Genomic DNA, 16745 nt, shown 5'->3' on the forward strand with positions numbered 1-16745 from the left:
GCGTTCAACGCCGCTCGTCGCCTAGCTGGCCGAGATGCTGCGCAGCCCCCTGGGCCGAGACTCGCGAGAGATCGAAGGAAGCTCTGTGACATCATTGTCTTTCAACTGTTGGGATCGAGCTAATTTCTGCTATCTGCAAGGATCGGGCGCCCGTTGGTGCCGGCCAGTGAGAGAGAGCTACCAGGTCCATGACTGAAGTCGGCGAGCAAGCGGCGGAAGGAGAGCGCCAGACCAAGTCCCCGCTCGTGATCGGCGTCGGCGCCTCACCGGCCGCTCTGGACAGCATCGGGCGTTTCTTTGCCAAGATGACCTTGAGCGACGACCAGGCGATCGTGCTGGCGCTTCAGCACCACGAGGCGTTCGACGAGGCTCAGCTGCGTCAGATCGTGCAAGGCTCGAACGGCTGCAGGTTGTCCGACCCCCGTCACGGCCAACCGATCGAAGGCGGGAACATCTATCTGTGCCCGCCGGCGATGATTACGACGATCCAGGGCGGCCGTTTCGCGATCCGCAAGGCCGAGCAGGCACCGGGCGAGCGAGCCACGATTGACAGCTTCCTGGTATCACTGGCGGAGGAGCACGCCGAGAAATCCATCGGTGTGATTTTGTGCGGGACCGGCGGCGACGGCACGCTGGGTACTGCGACGCTGAAAGATCACGGCGGTCTTGCCATCGCTGAAAGGGTCGCCAGCGAAAAATCGGCTCCTCTCAAGGATGCCAACACGGCGGCGGCGATCGCCGACTATGTGTTGCCGGCCGAGGAGATTCCCGAGCACATCCATGTCTATGCTCGCCATCTGCGTCGTCTGGAGGAAAAGCAGGGGTTCGACGAGGTGCTCGCCGCCGCTGCGACCTCGCTCTCGCGGATAGCCGACATCCTGCGTAACAAGACCGGCAACGATTTTCACGGCTACAAGCAAAATACCTTCCTGCGCCGGGTGCAAAGGCGCATGCAGGTCGTCCAGATCGAGGACATCCCCGCCTACGTGGATTTCCTGCGCAACGACAAGGATGAGGCGCAACACCTTTTCAATGATCTCCTGATCGGCGTCACCGAATTCTTCCGCGACAAGCGCGAATTCGAGGTTCTGGAGACCCAGATCATTCCAAAGATCTTCGAGGGCAAGGGGGCCGCTCAGCAGGTTCGCGTCTGGGTGCTCGGTTGCGCCACTGGCGAGGAGGCCTATTCGATCGCCATCCTGCTGCGCGAACACATGGCGCGGATGGACTCCTTGCCGCAGGTGCAGATCTTCGCCACCGACATCGACGGACGGGCGCTGGCCACCGCGCGGGTCGGCCGTTATCGCACCTCGATCGAGGGCGACATGACCAGCGAACGCCTGGCGCGCTGGTTCGTGCGGGAGGGGGACACCTATTGCGTGGTCAAGGAGCTGCGCGAGATGTGCATCTTCTCCCAGCACAACGTCATCAAGGACGCGCCGTTCTCCAGGCTGGACCTGGTTTCGTGCCGCAATCTGCTGATCTATCTCAACGCGGAGCTTCAGAACCGCGTCATACCGCTGTTTCACTTTGCGCTGTTGCCCGACCGCTATCTATTCCTCGGAAATTCGGAGAATGTGACGCGGCATCCAAAGCTGTTCGTGCCAATCGACCGCCGTGCACGCATCTTCAGGAAACTCGATACCGGAACGCGGCTGCCTCCCGAGTTTCCGATCACGACCGCTGCGAGCAGGGCGCCAGTCGACGTGCCGCCGGTGCGCTCGCTCAGCCCTGACGTCGGCCTGGAGCGGCGCGCGCAACGGATCGCGGACCGATATGCCCCGGCTTACGTCATCACCGACGAGAATTTCCAGATCTTGCACTTTTCGGGACGTACCGGTCGGTACATCGAGCCAACCGCCGGCGCCGCTAGCCTCGATCTGCTTCAGCTCGTGCATCGCGATCTCCGCCTCGAGCTGCGGACCGCGCTCGGCCGCGCGGCGGAAACCAACGAGCCTGTCAATGCCGAGCAGGTGCACCTCGGCGTGAACGGGCACCGCATCCTTGTGAGCATCACGGTGGAGCCCATTCAGGACGACGCCGGCGGTCACCGGAACTTCGTCGTTTTGTTCAAGGACGGACCGGCCCAACCGATCAGGGACGACCAGGGCAAGTCCAACGCCCTCATTCGCACCGAGCATGTCGAGCGCCTCGAGAGCGAGCTGCGCGCGACACGTGAGCGCCTCCAGGCCACCATCGAGGAGCTCGAAAGTACCAATGAAGAGCTGAAATCCTCCAACGAGGAATACCAATCGCTCAACGAAGAGCTTCAGTCCGCCAACGAGGAGCTCGAGACTTCACGCGAAGAGTTGCAGTCGGTCAACGAAGAGCTGACGACGGTCAATGGCGAGTTGGCGCACCGCGTCCATGAATTGACGCGCGCCACCAGCGATCTGAAGAATTTCCTCGAAAGCACGCAGATCGCGACCGTGTTTCTCGACAACGATTTACGGGTGATGACTTTCACCCCGGCTATCACGCAAGTCTTGCACCTGGTGGAAACCGATGCTGGCCGCCCGATATCTCACATCAAGGCGCGCGTTCCGATCGAGGCGCTCTACGACGATGTCCGCCGCGTGCTGCGCACCCTGGCCAGCGCCGAGCGCGAGCTGACCTCGCCGGATGACCGCAAGAGATATATCGCGCGCGTCTTGCCGTACCGCAGCGTCGACAATTTCATCGCAGGCGTCGTCATCACGTTCATCGATGTTACGGAGATTACCCGCGCCGAGGAGCGGCAGCGCCTGCTACTGGCCGAATTGCAGCATCGCGTCCGCAATACGCTTGGTGTCGTGCGTTCGATCGCCCGCCGTTCGGCGGAGACGAGCACCACCGTGGAGGAATACGCCTCCCATCTGGACGGACGGCTCAACGCCTTCGCCCGGACCCAGGGACTGGTGACGCGGGATCCCGAGGGCGGTGTCGATCTCGAATACCTGGTGGTGGAGGAACTGCTCGCCTACAATGCCCGCGAAGGCGAGCAGATGCGCGTTTCGGGCCCGAAGGTCCGCTTCCAGCCCAAGGCCGCCGAAACGTTCGCTCTAGCCATTCACGAACTCGCAACCAACGCGCTGAAATACGGAGCGCTGAGCCAGCCGTCAGGCCGCATAGACGTGTCCTGGCGCATCGACGAAAGCACGGAACCCGCACAATTGACGGTCGAATGGCGGGAGCGTGGGGGGCCGCAGGTGCCGCCGCCGCTGCGGAAAGGTTTCGGAACCGAGCTTCTCGAGCGTACACTGGCGTTCGAGCTGAAGGGCCAGACTACGCTGACCTTCCATTCGGGGGGGCTGCAATGCACGATCACGATCCCGTTGACCAAGGGCTCCTTCCACACTCCCCCTGTGGCTGACTGATGTCCTTGTCGATCGCCGATCGCAGCCTTTTGGACCCCGCCATTCGCCGGTTGAATGCGCTGAGGCCGCTTTCGTCGGAGGCGCGCGCGTCACTTGAATATGCGATGCTCGAAGGGGTGCAGCACGCCGGAGCAAACGAGGACCTGATCTCCGAGGGAGACCCCGTCGACAGTGTCCGCATCGTGCTGTCGGGCTGGCTCTGCCGCTACAAGATGCTCGAGGATGGCCGGCGCCAGATCGTTAACTTCATCTTTCCCGGCGAAAGCTGCGACGCTCATGTATTCCTGCTCTCAACCATGGATCACACCATCGGTACGTTGACCCCAGTCGTTTACGCCGAGGTCAAGCGCGCGCGCTTCGATAGCCTGCTGGCGGCCAACCGTTCGCTTGCCGAAGCATTCCTTTGCGAGACGCTCGTCAACAACGCGGTTCAGCGCGAATGGGCCGTCAATCTCGGCCGTCGCGTCGCGCTCGAGCGCGTGGCGCATCTGTTCTGCGAGATCTTCGAGAGGTTGCGTCCCGTCGGCATGGTCGACGGCAACAGCTGCGCAATGCCCGTGACGCAGACGGATCTTGCCGATGCCACCGGCCTCTCGGTGGTCCATCTCAATCGCACGCTTCAGGAACTGCGCGCATCAGGACTGATCGTGCTGCGCGACCGTACCCTGGTCATCAAGGATCTCGACGCGCTCAAAGATGTGGCTCTGTTCTCGCCGGGTTATCTGCAAGTCTATCGCGGTGGCCGAGAGCGCGGGTGAAAAGCCGCCGTCGGCCGTCTGCGCACTAGGAACAGCGACTTACCTGAGCTAGTTTACCGGTATCACCGGCCAAGGCCCTGTCCGTAGGCGTCGGTGGCTGAGAGATCGCGCGCTCCCGCCTGCATAGATGAGGAGCGTGGCCATGGACGGCGATCGTCTTGGTCTGGAAACTCGGCAACTCCTGGCACGTGCCGATCGAGCCATCGAAGAGAGCATCCGCCTGCGGGCTATCAATGCCGAAGTCAGGCGGCAGCTCCGGTGGGCCCGCTATGAAATGGAACAGCAGCTTGCCGAGTCCTTGGCGAGGCACGACACAGCGAGCGGTCGTGCACCCATCTTCGATCCATGAGGTCGCGCAACTTTCGACCTAATGAAAGTGTGCACATCTGCGCAATTACTCGTTTTGAGTAACCTAGGTAAATGCGCGGCTTGGACACGTGGCTACCATGCGACCATGCGACCATGCGACCATGCGACCATGCGCGACGCCCTCTTTCTTCGCGCCTCTTGCGCGATCGATGCCAACCACGCCCTGCGGGAGGAGCGTCGGCTGCTCATGGAGCATCGCGATCGAATCGTGGCCGAGATGCGCCTGGCCGTATTTGAGAGCGCCATGCTTCGTACGGAAATCAAGGCTTGCCGCGAGAATGAGGACAATTAACCCGCGTTTGGCGCAGTTGGCGTCTCTGAGGAATGATGTTTCCTCAGCCACTTAAGCCTCCAAGCAGAGTTTTTGGGCAGCGCGGGCAACCGTTTCGGTTCCAGAGCGTTAGATGCAGGTCAGCGCGACTTTGCCTGGCATTATCACCATATGAACGCAGTGGCGCGTTCCGCTGACTACAGGGATACGCCCATGACGATGATGCGGCGTCGGATCAAGCACGAGGATACCTTGGAGGCCCGGCTGGCAGCCGAAGCGGAGCGGTTGCGCGAAGAGGCCAAATTGCTGCCGCCCGGCGCGGCGCGCGACGAAATGTTGCGCAAGGCGCGACAGGCGGAAACGGGGTCTCAAATGAGCGAATGGCTGCGCTCACCGGGCCTGCAGCCGCCGAATTGACGGGCGCAGCGCCTGCAGCCTGTCAGGGTTGCACGCGCCGGGAACGGGTTAGATGTCGGCGCGTACCGATGCGCTGATGTTGTGGGCAGAAACCGGAAAAATGAGCACCACATCCATCGTTCCCCGTTGCGTCCGGTTGTCACCCGGCGGTGCGGGGAATCAACGCCGCTTCGCGGCTTTGGTTCGCCGGTTGTAGGGCGAGCGATTGGCGGGCCGCAGCGAAATTCCTTCGCGCTGCGCCTTGCTGCGGATCGCCGCGACGGGGCGCTGCAGCTTGATGCTCATCACGCCGGTCGGCGTGTTGCCTTTCGCTAGCTGCTTCAGCTTGTTCACATCCGCCGGCGTCCACGGCTCGCGCGCGCGGCGCTTGTAAGCGGGATTTGCCTTGCGTGGTCCCTTGCGGCCGATCGGTGAGCCCGGCCGCTTCCATGCTGCTTTTGCCATGATGATCTCCTTCAAGTCGTTCTTGAACATACGAATCAGCATTTCGGTTCCGGCGCAGCCCGGATCGATCGGACGCTGCGGTTGTGCTTTGCGCAAAATCGCGCAGCGTTAACTTATTGAAATGCTGGAACCGCGAATTGCGGCGGAAGCTACAAGCATTGCCGGGCTGGGGCCGCCCCCCACCGGCAAGTGACTTGAGACACTCGAGAACTTGGGCCCCGGCGCCTCATCCCCCGCCGGGGCCAATTTCCCCCAACCGCATCATGCGTGAGTCCCATGACCGCCAAACGTAACCGCAGGAAACAGACCCAGTCCCTCCAGGAGCGGCTTGCCGCCTTCGCCGAGAGGGCCCGCGAGCGCGCAAGCAGCCTGCCGCCCGGCAGGGAGCGCGAGATGCTGCTGCAGCGCGCCAAGCAGAACGAAATGACCTCGAACCTGACAGAGTGGCTGAGCGCACCCGTGTTGCATCGACGAGGACCGTCATGACGGGAAGCTTCAAGCACTACCGCGCGTTCCAGATTGATCCGGACGGACATGTGTTCGGATGCATCAACCTCGTCTGCGACAATGACGAACAGGCCAAGCGCGAAGCCGCCTCGCTCGTTCTGGTGCATCGTATCGAGCTGTGGCGGCTCGATCAGCGGATCGCCAAGTTCGATGCGCCGCAGGAGCTGGCTCGCCAGTAAAGCTTGGGAACCGCGCGCTCGGCGCTGGGTTGGTCGGAGGACACCGACCTCGCCAGGAGCCAGCATGACGGATGCCGACATTCGCAAGGGGATGCCGCCCGTCAAGCTGTCGCGCGAAGAGTTCGCGCAGCGCTACAAGCGCCAGTTCGTCGATCCCGCCTTTGCGTCCCTCGGGCGTGAGCTCGACGCCATCACCGCGGCGGCCTGGGATGCCTACAGCCATTCGCGCAAGGCCCCATTGACGCGGAAAGCGGGCCCAGGCTTCTCCGACCCGGACTACGATCTCGCCGCCGACTGGCTCGATGCGCGCGCAAAAATCCTGGAGGCGCAGCGCCGTCACGACGATGCCGACGAGATGCCGCGCATCCTGATCATCAACGGCTCGGCCCGCAGCGAGCACACCTGTCCCGGCGAGATGTCCAAGACCTGGCGGCTGGTCAAGCTGGCCGAGCCCGTCTTCGTCGAGATGGGATTTGCCGTCGACATCCTCGATTTGTCGCGCCTCGCTTCGGAATTCGGCAAGACCATTCATCCCTGCAAGTCCTGCGTCGGCACCGCCATGCCGCTGTGCCACTGGCCGTGCAGCTGCTATCCGAACCACTCGCTGGGCCAGACCCACGACTGGATGAACGAGATCTATCCGCTCTGGGTTGCCGCCCACGGCATCCTGATCGTGACGCCCGTGAACTGGTATCACGTGCCCGCCGGGCTCAAGGCGATGATGGACCGCATGGTCTGCGCCGACGGCGGCAATCCCGATCCGACCTCGACCCACGGTAAGAACGCCGCGGAGGCGAAGGCCATCGAGCTGAAGGGCTGGCCCTATCCGCGCCATCTCGCCGGCCGTCATTTCGGCCTCGTCGTTCACGGCGATGCAGTCGGCGCCGAGGGCGTGCGCCGGGCCTTGTCCGACTGGCTGACCGACATGCAGCTGATCTCGGCAGGGCGCTACGCCGAGCTCGACGGTTATGTCGGCTACGACGAGCCATACGCCACATCCCATCGCGAGCTCGACGAGGACCGCGAATTCCAGCAGGAAGTGCAGAATGCGGCGCGCGCGCTCGGCAATGCCGTCCGGCTCGCGCGAAGCGGGCGCCTCGATGAGCCCGGCGCCGGTCTTGCGGACCCGAACCCCAAATGACCGGCGCGCCACCCCTTGAATGCCTGATCGTAGGAGGCGGGCCGGCAGGACTGATGGCCGCGATCTATCTGGCGCGCTTCCGCCGCCGCGTCTGCGTCGTGGACGCCGGCGCGAGCCGGGCGGCCCTGATCCCGCGCAGCCACAATGTCCCCGGCTTCGTCCACGGCCTGTCCGGCGCGGAGCTGATCGAGCGGATGTCGGCCCAGCTGAACGAGCTCGCCGTCACACGCGTGGAGGCCGAGGTCACGGCATTACAGCGTCACGAACACGGTTTCGAAGCGAGCTGGAATGGCCGTGCGCATGCGGCCACCACGGTCATTCTCGCCTGCGGGATCGTCGATACCCATCCGCCGTTCGATGCATGGCGCGCCGCCGTCGCGGATGGCCTGCTGCGCTATTGCCCGGTCTGCGACGCCTTCGAGGCGACCGGCCGCCGCATCGGCGTCGTCGGGCCGCTGGATCGTGCCGCCGCAAAGGCGCTCTTCCTGCGTGGCTATGCGCGCGACGTGACGCTGCTTGCGACCGGCGCGGACGACGCGAAGGCCGCAACGTCGGAGCTGTCCGAGGCGGGCGTCGGAATCGTGTTCGCGCCCGAGCTGCGCCTGGCGCGGCGAGACGGCGGCGTTGAAGCGGATTTCGCCGACGGACGTACCGCGCAATTCGACATCGTCTATCCTGCGATGGGCGCGGAGGTTCGCTCCCAGCTCGCGACGGCGCTGGGCGCCGACCACACTGCGGACGGTCATTTGAAGGTCGACGATCACCAGCGCACGTCGATCGCCGGGCTCTACGGCATCGGCGACGTCGTCACCGACCTGCACCAGATCTCGGTCGCGTTCGGCCACGCGGCCATCGCGGCCTGCACGATCCACAACAGCCTGCCGCCGCGATTTGCGTGATGGGAACGAAGCGTGGGCTGCCGTCTTGACTGATCGGATCCGAAGGAAGAGCCCATGCTGGAAGAGAAACTCAAGGAAGCGATCGTCGGCGAATTGCAGCGTCAGGCCGCCGACCGGCCGCAATCGCTGAAGGTGCAGGGCGCGGGAGACGCAGCGGCCTCGGAGGAGCTGACCGTCAACGGCAAGATCGACCTCGGCGCGCTTGTCATGGTGATCGCAGGATCGGTCGCCGGCGGGCCTTGAGCTCGACCGGCGGCCTCAGCCATACTCCTCGCCGATGCCGTATTCCCGGTAGATCTGCAGCGGGTCGAGCTCGGGAAATAGACGGCATTTGGCCTGCGCGAGATGCAGGCTCACCGCAGCCGGCTCCTTGGCGTTCGCGAGCAGCTTGCGGATGTCCTCCATATGCGCGTTCGGCTGGTGCTTCGGTTCGAGCTGCTCCAGCGCGACCAGGGCGGTCGCGAGTGCCTCGGTCAGAACCCAGTCGTCGTGGCCCGTGATTCCCTTCTTCGACATCGGAAGAACCCCACATCTGGTGGCGGTCACAGTTTACCGCGCCTTCGGCCAAATCGCCATTGAGCCGTTGCGGGCCCCGCGGGCGCGAGGCCATGGGCCATGCTCCGGCTTGCCTTATGGCCGCGTCAGGCTAAAAGGCAGCTAGTTGCGGGGGCGGCAGTATCTTTGTTGAAACAAACTTGGCGTAGACGGGCCGTATCCAGGCTCGCCGTTCCGGTCTGGTCCCGATCCCGCGCGTCGCAACACCATAGGGTTGCGACCCCCTCAAGCTTCGAGCCAGCATGGTTTTTCTCAGTTTCGTCTACCGCTTCCTCACCAATTTCGCCTTCATGGCGGTGGTCTATTTCAGCTTGAACTTCATGGAAAAGTATCCGAACCGCGCGATCCTGGCGATCCTGGTGCTGGTCTATGCCGCCATGCGCGCGGCCTCGACGCTGCGGGCGTTCTACTTCTTCCAGAAGATCGAGAAGCTGGAGGCCGAGACCAAGCGCCTTCAGGCTCCGCTCAACGACGGTTCGGGCAGCACCACTGCGCGCAAGCAGGTGATCACCGACGTCGCGCGGCTGCGGCGGGACGGCGAGCTCAAGTCCTACATGGACCTGTTCTTCCTGGCGCTGATCGTGCTGCTCTGCGTCGCCGCCATCATGCGGCAATAGCAGCTCAGGCGCGCTTTTTCAGGCTGGCGACGCGGGTCGGACGGGGCGGCACGCCCTTGGAGGCCGCGCCATTTGCCGCGGCGCTCTTCGCTGCGGTACTCTTGGGTACGATGTCGACGGGCTGCGCGGCATGATCCGCTGCAGCCGGCGCCGCCTGGGCGGTACGCCGCCCATGCAGCTTGGCCGTCTTGCCCTTCGCGCCTCTGCCCTGTGCTGCCTTGTCCTTGGCCGGATGCGGCCTCTCGGCCCCCATGGCGAGCCGGGTCGCGGCGCGCCGCGATGAGGTCGTCGACATCAGCACCTCGACCGAGCCTTCCGGAATCGCGAACAGATCGCGACCCGGGACGGGCAGGGTGGATGCGAGGTCGATCTGGCCCTTGCTCCGGCGCGGCAGCAGCGACTGATGCTCGCCCTGCACATTGAGGTTCGCGAGCGCAGGCGCCGGCAGCGTCCTGGTCTGCGTGAACACGAAATGCGGCACGCGCGGCCAGCGCGCGATCGGCGTCGTCTCGGATGGCGGATGCATCAGCCATTCGACCGGCGTGGTCGGCGTCGCCGGCCGCTCGGGACTGGCGGGCACCACATGCACAATGCGATAGCCGCGTGCCTTGAGGTCGCGGATGATCTTGGGCAGCGCCGCCACCGTGCGAGCCTGAATGTCGTGCAGCAGCAGGATGCCCTTGCCCTTGGCCTCCAGCCGCTGGATCGCGAGCTGGTAGACGCGGTCGGACGACACGTGCCGCCAATCGTCGGCCGGGAAGTCGGCGCTCCAGACCTGGAGGCCGCGCGCAATCAGATGGTTCTCGATGCCCTCGGCGCGCATCAGCCCGGGAATGCGGAAGAACGGGGCGAGCTGCGACGGATCGGTCATCGCGGCTGCGGTCCATTCGATGCCGCCATTGATCTCCGCCTCGGCCTTCTCGATCGGCATCCGGTCGAAGGTCAGCGGATGGTCCATGCTGTGCGTGCCGACGGTATGGCCCGCCGCGACCAGCTTGCGCACGCCTTCCGGATTGGCCTTGGCCTGGTTGCCGACGATGAAGAAGGTCGCCTTGATGCATTCGTCGGCCAGGATCTTGAGCACCTGGTTGGAATATTTCGGGATCGGACCGTCGTCGAAGGTCAGGACGACCTCATGGTCCTTCAGCGGCAGCGTCTCGCGGTACTGCATGGTGCCGATCAGCGGATGTTCGCGCGGATCGACAACGAGGGTGCGGGAGGTGCCGAGGGCGTCGGGGTGGCCGGGACACTCCGCCGCGAGCGCGGCCGGCGAACCGGCGATGAGCATTCCCAGACAGAGGACGATCCACGATCGCGTCCGCAAAACAACGCTACTTCCGATCATGAACCTCGTCTGCCCCCATGCAATTTGGCGCCCTAGATAGGTCGGAGATGGCTCAAAACGGTTCAGCCGCAGCCGCTCTCATCTTCACGGGGTAGCATGAACAGAGTGTTAATTGGCCCCAAATCACCCCATTTTGCCCGGGCGTGACATTCCGGCATCAGCGCGTATCGGCGCTCTTCTGTGAAGTGCCCGCCGGGACGATGTGGACCACCCGATAGTCGTTCTCCCTCAGATACCGTAGAAACGCCGGCATCATTGCGGCCGTGCGCGCCTTGTTGTCGTGGAAGAGGATGATGCCCTTGCCGCTCGCGGCGAGGCGCTCGGTGACGAGCTTCAATTGCTGCTCGGGCGTCATCTCCTCCCAGTCGCTGGCCCATAAATCGGCCCCGAACACAATGATGCCGCGCGACTGGAGCAGGTCGAGCTGCGCTTGGGTCGACTCGAAATAGGGAAAGCGGAAGAACGGCGTCGAGGGTGTCGTCGTCGGGGCCCCGCGCAGCGCCATCTCGTCTGCGGCAATGCCCCGGTCGATGTCGGCCATGGCCTTCTCGAACGGAATACGCCCCATGAACGGATGCGAGTAGGAGTGATGGCCGACGGTGTGGCCCTCGCGGGCGATGCGCTTGACCATGTCGGGATGCTCGGAGGCGTGCTGGCCGATCAGGAAAAAGGTCGCGCGCACGCATTCCTGTGCCAGCGCCGCCAGCACCTTCGACGTCGTCGGCGGGTTAGGCCCGTCGTCGAAGGTCAGCACGACCTCGCGATCGGCCAGCGGCAGCGTCTGCGGAAAGCTCTTCAGGCCCACGCGCGGATAGGTCTTGGGATCGACGCTGAGGACGCGCGAGGTGCCGAGCGCATCCTTGCGCGGGCACTCGGCGGCCTTCGTCTCGGCGGCGCCGATGACGGTTGCGGCAGTGCCGCCGATGGTCGCCGCGAGCGCGCCCGCCATGGTCGAGGTCCACCTCAGTCGCAGCATCTTTGCCATTGCGCTCGGCTTTGCCTTGTGGGTATTGCCTGAAGCCTCAGCTCACACCACCGGTTCCAACCTGTCAAACGGCGAGGCGCGCCATGGATGAACATCTGGACGTTGCCACACCCGCTGCGGATTCGGTACTCGACCACGTGCCGATGCGCAATGAAGACGGCGATATCAGGCACGAATTCGTCGAGGAAGTCGCCCGTGCGATCGAGGCCGGCGACAGCGCGGCGCTGCGTGCCTGCGTCGCGGAGCTGCACGAGGCCGATCTCGGCGATCTGATCGGCGCCCTCGAGCCCGACGACCGCGTCCGCCTGGTCGAGCTCACCGGCCGCGATTTCGACTTCTCGGCGCTGAACGAAGTCGACGAGACCGTGCGCGAGGAGATCCTCGAGGAGCTGCCGCCGGAGACGGTCGCCGAGGGCGTCCGTGAGCTCGAATCCGACGATGCGGTCGAGCTCTTGGAAACCCTCGGTGCCGAGGAGCAGGAAGAGATCCTGGAGAAGCTGCCGCTCAAGGAGCGCGTCGCACTCGAGCGCAGCCTGCTATACCCGGAGAACTCCGCCGGCCGCCGCATGCAGACCGAGTTCATTGCCGTGCCCCAGGATTTCACGGTCGGCCAGGCGATCGACTACATGCGCGAGACGCCGGATCTGCCCGACCGCTTCTACGAGATCTACGTCGTCGACAAGGAGCAGCACTGGCAGGGCGCGGTGCCGCTCGACGTGCTCCTGCGCACGCGCCGGCCGGTGGCGCTGACCGAGCTCACCGACGAGGATCGCCGCCGCGTCTCCGTCCTGGAGGACCAGGAAGAGGTGGCGCGCATGTTCGGCAAATACAATCTCGTCGCCGCACCCGTGCTCGACACCCAGGACCGCCTCGTCGGCGTCATCACCGTCGACGACGTCGTCGACGTCATCGAGGAGGAGGCGGACGAGGACCTCAAGGCGCTCGGCGGTGTCACCAGCGACGAAGAGCTATCGGACACGTTCCTCACCATCGCCCGCGGCCGCTTCAACTGGCTGCTGGTGAACCTCGCCACCGCGTTCCTGGCGTCCTCCGTGCTCGGCCTGTTCGAGGGCCAGCTGGAGAAGATGGTCGCGCTCGCGGTGCTGGCGCCGATCGTGGCGAGCCAGGGCGGCAATGCCGCGACCCAGACCATGACGGTGGCGGTGCGGGCGCTGGCGACGCGCGAGCTCGGTTCCTCCAACGCCTGGCGCGTGGTGATGCGCGAGGCCCTGGTGGGCCTCGTCAACGGCCTCGCCTTCGCCGTGATCACCGGCATCGCCGCGGTGGCCTGGTTCAAGATCCCGGGCCTCGGCATCGTCATCGGGCTCGCCATCGTCTGCAACCTCGTGGCCGGCGCGCTCGGCGGCATCCTGATCCCGATGGCGCTGGATCGCGTGCGGGCCGACCCGGCGGTGGCGTCGGGCACGTTCGTGACCACCGTGACCGACGTCGTCGGCTTCTTCTCCTTCCTCGGGATTGCGACGCTCTGGTTCGGGTTGAAGTAGGGTTGCCTCGCTCTCGGGTCCCGGGCGCGCTGCGGCGCGTAGCGCTGCTGCGCAGAACCGGGACCCAGAAAGCGTCAGGGTCGGCTGCGGCAAGATGGGCCCCGGCTCAGCAGCGCACCACGCCGCAAAGGCGGCGCACTGCGCTGCGTCCGGGGCATGAGACCGTCATCTTTAATCCGACTTTAAGCGACCTGCCGCATCATCGCCTTTGCTTGGGGGAATGGGCATGCGGTTGCGGCTGAAGGCGGATGGACGGATCGTCGAATTGCGGGATGGGCAGGAATTTCCGGTCCAGCCGCTTGCGGTTCAGCCGACGGCCAATGCGGCGCCGGCTGACAGCGGCCCGCTCGCGGTGCGCGATCTGCGCCGGCGCGCCTGCTTGACCCAGATGGAGTTCGCCGCCAGGCTCGGCGTTCCCGTCGAGACCATCCGCAACTGGGAGCAGGGCAAACGCGCCCCGCGCGGCCCGGCCCGCGCACTGCTCACGGTGATCGCGCATGCCCCCGACACGGTGTTCCAGGCGCTCGCCAAGGCCTGACGCCAAGGCCTGACGCCAAAGCCTGACGCACAACCTCCCGTTAGGCCTGCATCGAATATCCCGCCTGGCTGCCGCGGCTTCCGTTGGCAGCATCATCGACCGGGTCCATAATGACGTCCGGGGCTGTCGCAACGGAAGAGGATTCCTCATGCTGTTCGTCGAGGCCAATGGCGCAAGGATTCCGGCGATCGGTCTCGGGACCTGGGAGCTGAGCGGAAGGCCGGCCGCGCGCGTGGTCGAGCAGGCGCTACGGCTCGGCTATCGCCATATCGACACCGCGCAGGTCTACGACAATGAGCGCGAGGTCGGCGACGGCTTGCGCGGCTCCGGCGTGCGCCGCGACGACGTATTCCTCACCACCAAGGTTTGGACCAACCATTTCGCACCCCATGATCTCGAACGCTCGGTGAAGGAGAGCCTCGCTCGTCTGCGGCTTCCCTCGGTCGATCTGTTGTTGCTGCACTGGCCCAATCCTCATGTGCCGCTCGCGGAGACGCTGGGCGCGCTGTCGCATGCGAAGAGGATGGGCCTGACCCGCCACATCGGCGTCTCCAATTTCACCGTGGCACTGATCGAGCAGGCGGTCGCGCTGTCGGCGGAGCCGCTGGTCTGCAATCAGGTCGAGTATCACCCCTATCTCGATCAGGCGAAGGTGAGGGCAGCCTGCGACCAGCATGGCCTTGCCCTCGTCGCCTACAGCCCGATCGCCAAGGGCCGCATCAAGTCCGACCAGACGCTGGCCGAGATCGGTCGCGTCCACCGCAAGACACCGGCGCAGGTCTGCCTGCGCTGGCTGGTGCAGCAGAATGTCGGTGCGATCCCGCGCACCTCGCGCATCGAGCGCCTGTCGGAGAACATCGAGATCTTCGATTTCGAGCTGTCGGAAGACGAGATGGACCGGATCGCCGCGCTCGCCAATCCGAAGGGACGCCTGACCGACTTTGGCTTCGCCCCGAAATGGGATTGAGAGGGACCCGGGGTATGCTAGGACCGCGGCGGCAACCCAAGATCGGTCGATGGAACTGGGGAAGATCATACGGACGGACATTGCCGCCTCGGCAATCGCCCATCTGACGCTGGTGGCGCTGATCATCGTGATCAGCGAGGTCCGTCCGTTTCATAGCCAGCCGCCCGAAACCGTCGCGGTCGACATCGTCACGCCGGAGCAGGTGAAGCAGGAGGAAACCAAGGCCGAGGAGAAGAAGGAAGAGGCGATGCCGCCGGAGCCGCTGCCCGATCTGAAGCTGCCGAAGCCGGATATCATCGACCAGGCGGGGGCATCGAAGCCCGCGGCAAGGCCGCAGGCGGCAGCACCATCGCCATCACAGCAGGCCTCGCCCGAGCCGCAGCAGAAGCAGCCGCAACCTTCGCAGGCCTCGAAGCAGCGTGAGGCCAACGCGCAAGCCCAGCCACAGCCCATGCCGCAGGCCGCGTCGCCGCCGGCCTACCAGACGCCGCAACCGGACGTCACCATCAAGTACGGGGTCATGCTGGGCCTGCCGCCCGAATTGCCGGTCGAGCCGAAAGGCGCCAAGGACGACGGCGGGGATGCCAACGATTCAATCGCTGCGAAGCTTCCGCCCGAGGTCATCGCGGAGCTTCGCCGTCACTTGCGCGGCTGCGCCAAGCTGCCGCCCGGCGTCGCACCGACCGACAACGTCCATGTCAAGCTGCGCACCGTGTTCGCCACCGACGGCACGCTGGCGCGCGAGCCCATCCTGATCGAGGCGCCGCCGTCCGCCAAGGGCGTGGCCATCGTCAAGTCCGCAACGAGCGCGCTGCAGAACTGCCAACCCTACAAGATGTTGCCGGCCAATCTGTACGGGGAATGGAAGGTGCTGGATCTGCCGTTCAGCCCGAAGGATTTCGGCGGATAGCGCTGCCGTAGCCTGGATGGAGCGAAGCGTAATCCGGGGCCGCTCGCCCGGCGTCTCGCACCGTCCCGAATTACGCTCGCGCTCGATCCGGGCAACGACATCGTGCCTGTTTCGGTCCTCTGTCAATCCATTCACGCGAAAATATTCCGCTTTACCGAAATTCGGAAATGACGTATGTGTCGCCCATCCCGGCTCAATCTCGAGGGGCGATCATGAGGTCGTCATTGTCGCGAGCCGGGCTTGCGGTGGACGCGGCAGCGTCGTGTACGAGAGTTGAGGGCAGGGCGGATTGCTCTCCGTGAGCCCGAGGCTTCGTACGGACGAGCGGCGCTGTCAGGTTCGTCGCGCCGGCATTTCGATGGCAACGTGCACAACGCCTTCGAACCCTGCGGCGCCAACGAACCGCGCGTACGGTAAAACCGTGTGGTCCTGGCCGTCGTTGCTACGGTCAAGCTCTGGCGAATGCGGCCCTCGCGTCAACCGGCGCGGTGCCGGCGACTTTTGCGAGAGCGAGGGAGGCCAGAGGGAACTCGGCTCCCGGGAGAGCGCGGCATAAGCCGTCCGACCATCGCGCAGGGAAGGCCGTGTGTTGGGCTTCACCTGTATGCTGCTGTGCGGTTCTTCCTGCGTGTGCTTTTCGCGCAGCGGACCGCGGGTGCTGCCGGCACCCGGCCTTCCCTGCGCCCTCCTGACAAGAGGGTGGAGTGACCAAGCAAAGCTCGGGCAAAATGCGCCGCGAGGCCGAGTACGCACGTCTGTAGCCCCTCGCTGTCATCGCCCGCCTCCGCGGGGATGACAAGTGCTACTTGGAGAACGCAGCGTCGCCTCACACTCCGTCATTGCGAGCGCAGCGAAGCAATCCAGAATCTTTCCGCGGCGGGATTCTGGATTGCTTCGTCGCAAGGGCTCCTCGCAACGACGAGGAGGAGAGTGCGAGCGCTACACTCTCTCGTGCCCCGGACGCAGCGCAGCGTCCCTTCGA

19 protein-coding genes are annotated in these 16745 nt (G+C 64.8%); 15 read left to right on the top strand and 4 right to left on the bottom strand.

Features of this window, described 5'->3' with window-relative positions:
• Window positions 1–188: 188 nt before the first annotated feature.
• From ABIA45_RS05905 to ABIA45_RS05925, 5 genes are all read left to right on the top strand, one after another.
• Entirely contained in the window at window positions 189–3356 is a 3168-nt protein-coding gene (locus ABIA45_RS05905; protein WP_404651354.1) for a CheR family methyltransferase, read from the top strand.
• Entirely contained in the window at window positions 3356–4114 is a 759-nt protein-coding gene (locus tag ABIA45_RS05910) for a Crp/Fnr family transcriptional regulator (RefSeq protein WP_404651355.1), read from the top strand. The genes ABIA45_RS05905 and ABIA45_RS05910 overlap by 1 nt, the downstream gene beginning before the upstream one ends.
• A 142-nt stretch (window positions 4115–4256) precedes the next feature.
• Complete coding sequence (locus ABIA45_RS05915) at window positions 4257–4463, top strand: hypothetical protein (RefSeq protein WP_404651357.1); 207 nt, start codon at window positions 4257–4259, stop codon at window positions 4461–4463.
• Window positions 4464–4592: 129 nt separating this feature from the next.
• Window positions 4593–4775 carry a hypothetical protein gene (locus ABIA45_RS05920; RefSeq protein WP_271540076.1) on the top strand — a complete coding sequence of 61 codons (183 nt, stop codon included), beginning with the start codon at window positions 4593–4595 and terminating at the stop codon, window positions 4773–4775.
• Between the two features lie 198 nt (window positions 4776–4973).
• Window positions 4974–5171, top strand: coding sequence for a hypothetical protein (locus ABIA45_RS05925; protein WP_404655616.1), 198 nt, complete (start codon window positions 4974–4976; stop codon window positions 5169–5171).
• A 159-nt stretch (window positions 5172–5330) separates the two neighbouring features.
• On the opposite strand, the gene ABIA45_RS05930 is transcribed toward ABIA45_RS05925, so the two are convergent.
• Entirely contained in the window at window positions 5331–5615 is a 285-nt protein-coding gene (locus ABIA45_RS05930) for a hypothetical protein (RefSeq protein WP_404651360.1), read from the bottom strand.
• 276 nt (window positions 5616–5891) lie between these two features.
• Here ABIA45_RS05930 and ABIA45_RS05935 point away from each other — a divergent pair, with 276 nt between their 5' ends.
• The 5 genes from ABIA45_RS05935 (at window position 5892) to ABIA45_RS05955 (ending at window position 8584) form a co-directional block, all read left to right on the top strand.
• Window positions 5892–6101 carry a hypothetical protein gene (locus tag ABIA45_RS05935; RefSeq protein ID WP_404651362.1) on the top strand — a complete coding sequence of 70 codons (210 nt, stop codon included), beginning with the start codon at window positions 5892–5894 and terminating at the stop codon, window positions 6099–6101.
• On the top strand, window positions 6098–6301 hold the full coding sequence (locus ABIA45_RS05940; RefSeq protein ID WP_404651363.1) for a hypothetical protein: 204 nt from the start codon (window positions 6098–6100) through the stop codon (window positions 6299–6301). Before ABIA45_RS05935 ends, ABIA45_RS05940 begins: the two co-directional genes overlap by 4 nt.
• 64 nt (window positions 6302–6365) lie before the next feature.
• Window positions 6366–7442 (top strand): flavodoxin family protein, encoded by a 1077-nt coding sequence (locus tag ABIA45_RS05945; protein WP_404651365.1) that lies wholly within the window; start codon window positions 6366–6368, stop codon window positions 7440–7442.
• Window positions 7439–8341 (top strand): NAD(P)/FAD-dependent oxidoreductase, encoded by a 903-nt coding sequence (locus ABIA45_RS05950; RefSeq protein WP_404651367.1) that lies wholly within the window; start codon window positions 7439–7441, stop codon window positions 8339–8341. Before ABIA45_RS05945 ends, ABIA45_RS05950 begins: the two co-directional genes overlap by 4 nt.
• A gap of 54 nt (window positions 8342–8395) precedes the next feature.
• A complete protein-coding gene (locus ABIA45_RS05955) occupies window positions 8396–8584 on the top strand; it encodes a hypothetical protein (protein WP_036013742.1) in 189 nt (62 codons plus the stop codon).
• Window positions 8585–8599: 15 nt separating this feature from the next.
• Here the strand turns inward: ABIA45_RS05955 and ABIA45_RS05960 are convergent, their stop codons facing one another.
• Window positions 8600–8857, bottom strand: a complete 258-nt coding sequence (locus tag ABIA45_RS05960; protein WP_404651368.1) for a hypothetical protein — start codon at window positions 8855–8857, stop codon at window positions 8600–8602.
• Window positions 8858–9138: 281 nt separating this feature from the next.
• Between ABIA45_RS05960 and ABIA45_RS05965 the strand changes: the two genes are divergently transcribed.
• On the top strand, window positions 9139–9513 hold the full coding sequence (locus ABIA45_RS05965; RefSeq protein ID WP_404540588.1) for a hypothetical protein: 375 nt from the start codon (window positions 9139–9141) through the stop codon (window positions 9511–9513).
• Between the two features lie 4 nt (window positions 9514–9517).
• Here the strand turns inward: ABIA45_RS05965 and ABIA45_RS05970 are convergent, their stop codons facing one another.
• A complete protein-coding gene (locus ABIA45_RS05970; RefSeq protein ID WP_404540590.1) occupies window positions 9518–10858 on the bottom strand; it encodes a polysaccharide deacetylase family protein in 1341 nt (446 codons plus the stop codon).
• A gap of 157 nt (window positions 10859–11015) precedes the next feature.
• Window positions 11016–11843, bottom strand: a complete 828-nt coding sequence (locus tag ABIA45_RS05975; RefSeq protein ID WP_404540593.1) for a polysaccharide deacetylase family protein — start codon at window positions 11841–11843, stop codon at window positions 11016–11018.
• A gap of 83 nt (window positions 11844–11926) precedes the next feature.
• Between ABIA45_RS05975 and mgtE the strand changes: the two genes are divergently transcribed.
• From mgtE to ABIA45_RS05995, 4 genes are all read left to right on the top strand, one after another.
• Entirely contained in the window at window positions 11927–13348 is a 1422-nt protein-coding gene (gene mgtE / locus ABIA45_RS05980; protein WP_128265350.1) for a magnesium transporter, read from the top strand.
• Window positions 13349–13568: 220 nt separating this feature from the next.
• Complete coding sequence (locus ABIA45_RS05985; protein WP_404540597.1) at window positions 13569–13886, top strand: helix-turn-helix domain-containing protein; 318 nt, start codon at window positions 13569–13571, stop codon at window positions 13884–13886.
• 148 nt (window positions 13887–14034) lie between these two features.
• A complete protein-coding gene (locus ABIA45_RS05990; protein WP_157286670.1) occupies window positions 14035–14853 on the top strand; it encodes an aldo/keto reductase in 819 nt (272 codons plus the stop codon).
• A 49-nt stretch (window positions 14854–14902) separates the two neighbouring features.
• On the top strand, window positions 14903–15763 hold the full coding sequence (locus tag ABIA45_RS05995) for a hypothetical protein (RefSeq protein WP_404651371.1): 861 nt from the start codon (window positions 14903–14905) through the stop codon (window positions 15761–15763).
• The last annotated feature ends 982 nt before the right edge of the window (window positions 15764–16745 follow it).

Origin of the sequence: Bradyrhizobium sp. USDA 336, assembly GCF_044908355.1 — a bacterium.
GTDB lineage: Bacteria > Pseudomonadota > Alphaproteobacteria > Rhizobiales > Xanthobacteraceae > Bradyrhizobium > Bradyrhizobium yuanmingense.

Excerpts from the sequence above, each read along its gene's own strand:
- ABIA45_RS05905 (WP_404651354.1), top strand. The coding sequence starts at position 189 with ATGACTGAAGTCGGCGAGCAAGCGGCGGAAGGAGAGCGCCAGACCAAG.
- ABIA45_RS05910 (WP_404651355.1), top strand. The coding sequence starts at position 3,356 with ATGTCCTTGTCGATCGCCGATCGCAGCCTTTTGGACCCCGCCATTCGC.
- ABIA45_RS05915 (WP_404651357.1), top strand. The coding sequence starts at position 4,257 with ATGGACGGCGATCGTCTTGGTCTGGAAACTCGGCAACTCCTGGCACGT.
- ABIA45_RS05920 (WP_271540076.1), top strand. The coding sequence starts at position 4,593 with ATGCGCGACGCCCTCTTTCTTCGCGCCTCTTGCGCGATCGATGCCAAC.
- ABIA45_RS05925 (WP_404655616.1), top strand. The coding sequence starts at position 4,974 with ATGATGCGGCGTCGGATCAAGCACGAGGATACCTTGGAGGCCCGGCTG.
- ABIA45_RS05930 (WP_404651360.1), bottom strand. The coding sequence starts at position 5,615 with ATGGCAAAAGCAGCATGGAAGCGGCCGGGCTCACCGATCGGCCGCAAG.
- ABIA45_RS05935 (WP_404651362.1), top strand. The coding sequence starts at position 5,892 with ATGACCGCCAAACGTAACCGCAGGAAACAGACCCAGTCCCTCCAGGAG.
- ABIA45_RS05940 (WP_404651363.1), top strand. The coding sequence starts at position 6,098 with ATGACGGGAAGCTTCAAGCACTACCGCGCGTTCCAGATTGATCCGGAC.
- ABIA45_RS05945 (WP_404651365.1), top strand. The coding sequence starts at position 6,366 with ATGACGGATGCCGACATTCGCAAGGGGATGCCGCCCGTCAAGCTGTCG.
- ABIA45_RS05950 (WP_404651367.1), top strand. The coding sequence starts at position 7,439 with ATGACCGGCGCGCCACCCCTTGAATGCCTGATCGTAGGAGGCGGGCCG.
- ABIA45_RS05955 (WP_036013742.1), top strand. The coding sequence starts at position 8,396 with ATGCTGGAAGAGAAACTCAAGGAAGCGATCGTCGGCGAATTGCAGCGT.
- ABIA45_RS05960 (WP_404651368.1), bottom strand. The coding sequence starts at position 8,857 with ATGTCGAAGAAGGGAATCACGGGCCACGACGACTGGGTTCTGACCGAG.
- ABIA45_RS05965 (WP_404540588.1), top strand. The coding sequence starts at position 9,139 with ATGGTTTTTCTCAGTTTCGTCTACCGCTTCCTCACCAATTTCGCCTTC.
- ABIA45_RS05970 (WP_404540590.1), bottom strand. The coding sequence starts at position 10,858 with ATGATCGGAAGTAGCGTTGTTTTGCGGACGCGATCGTGGATCGTCCTC.
- ABIA45_RS05975 (WP_404540593.1), bottom strand. The coding sequence starts at position 11,843 with ATGGCAAAGATGCTGCGACTGAGGTGGACCTCGACCATGGCGGGCGCG.
- mgtE (WP_128265350.1), top strand. The coding sequence starts at position 11,927 with ATGGATGAACATCTGGACGTTGCCACACCCGCTGCGGATTCGGTACTC.
- ABIA45_RS05985 (WP_404540597.1), top strand. The coding sequence starts at position 13,569 with ATGGGCATGCGGTTGCGGCTGAAGGCGGATGGACGGATCGTCGAATTG.
- ABIA45_RS05990 (WP_157286670.1), top strand. The coding sequence starts at position 14,035 with ATGCTGTTCGTCGAGGCCAATGGCGCAAGGATTCCGGCGATCGGTCTC.
- ABIA45_RS05995 (WP_404651371.1), top strand. The coding sequence starts at position 14,903 with ATGGAACTGGGGAAGATCATACGGACGGACATTGCCGCCTCGGCAATC.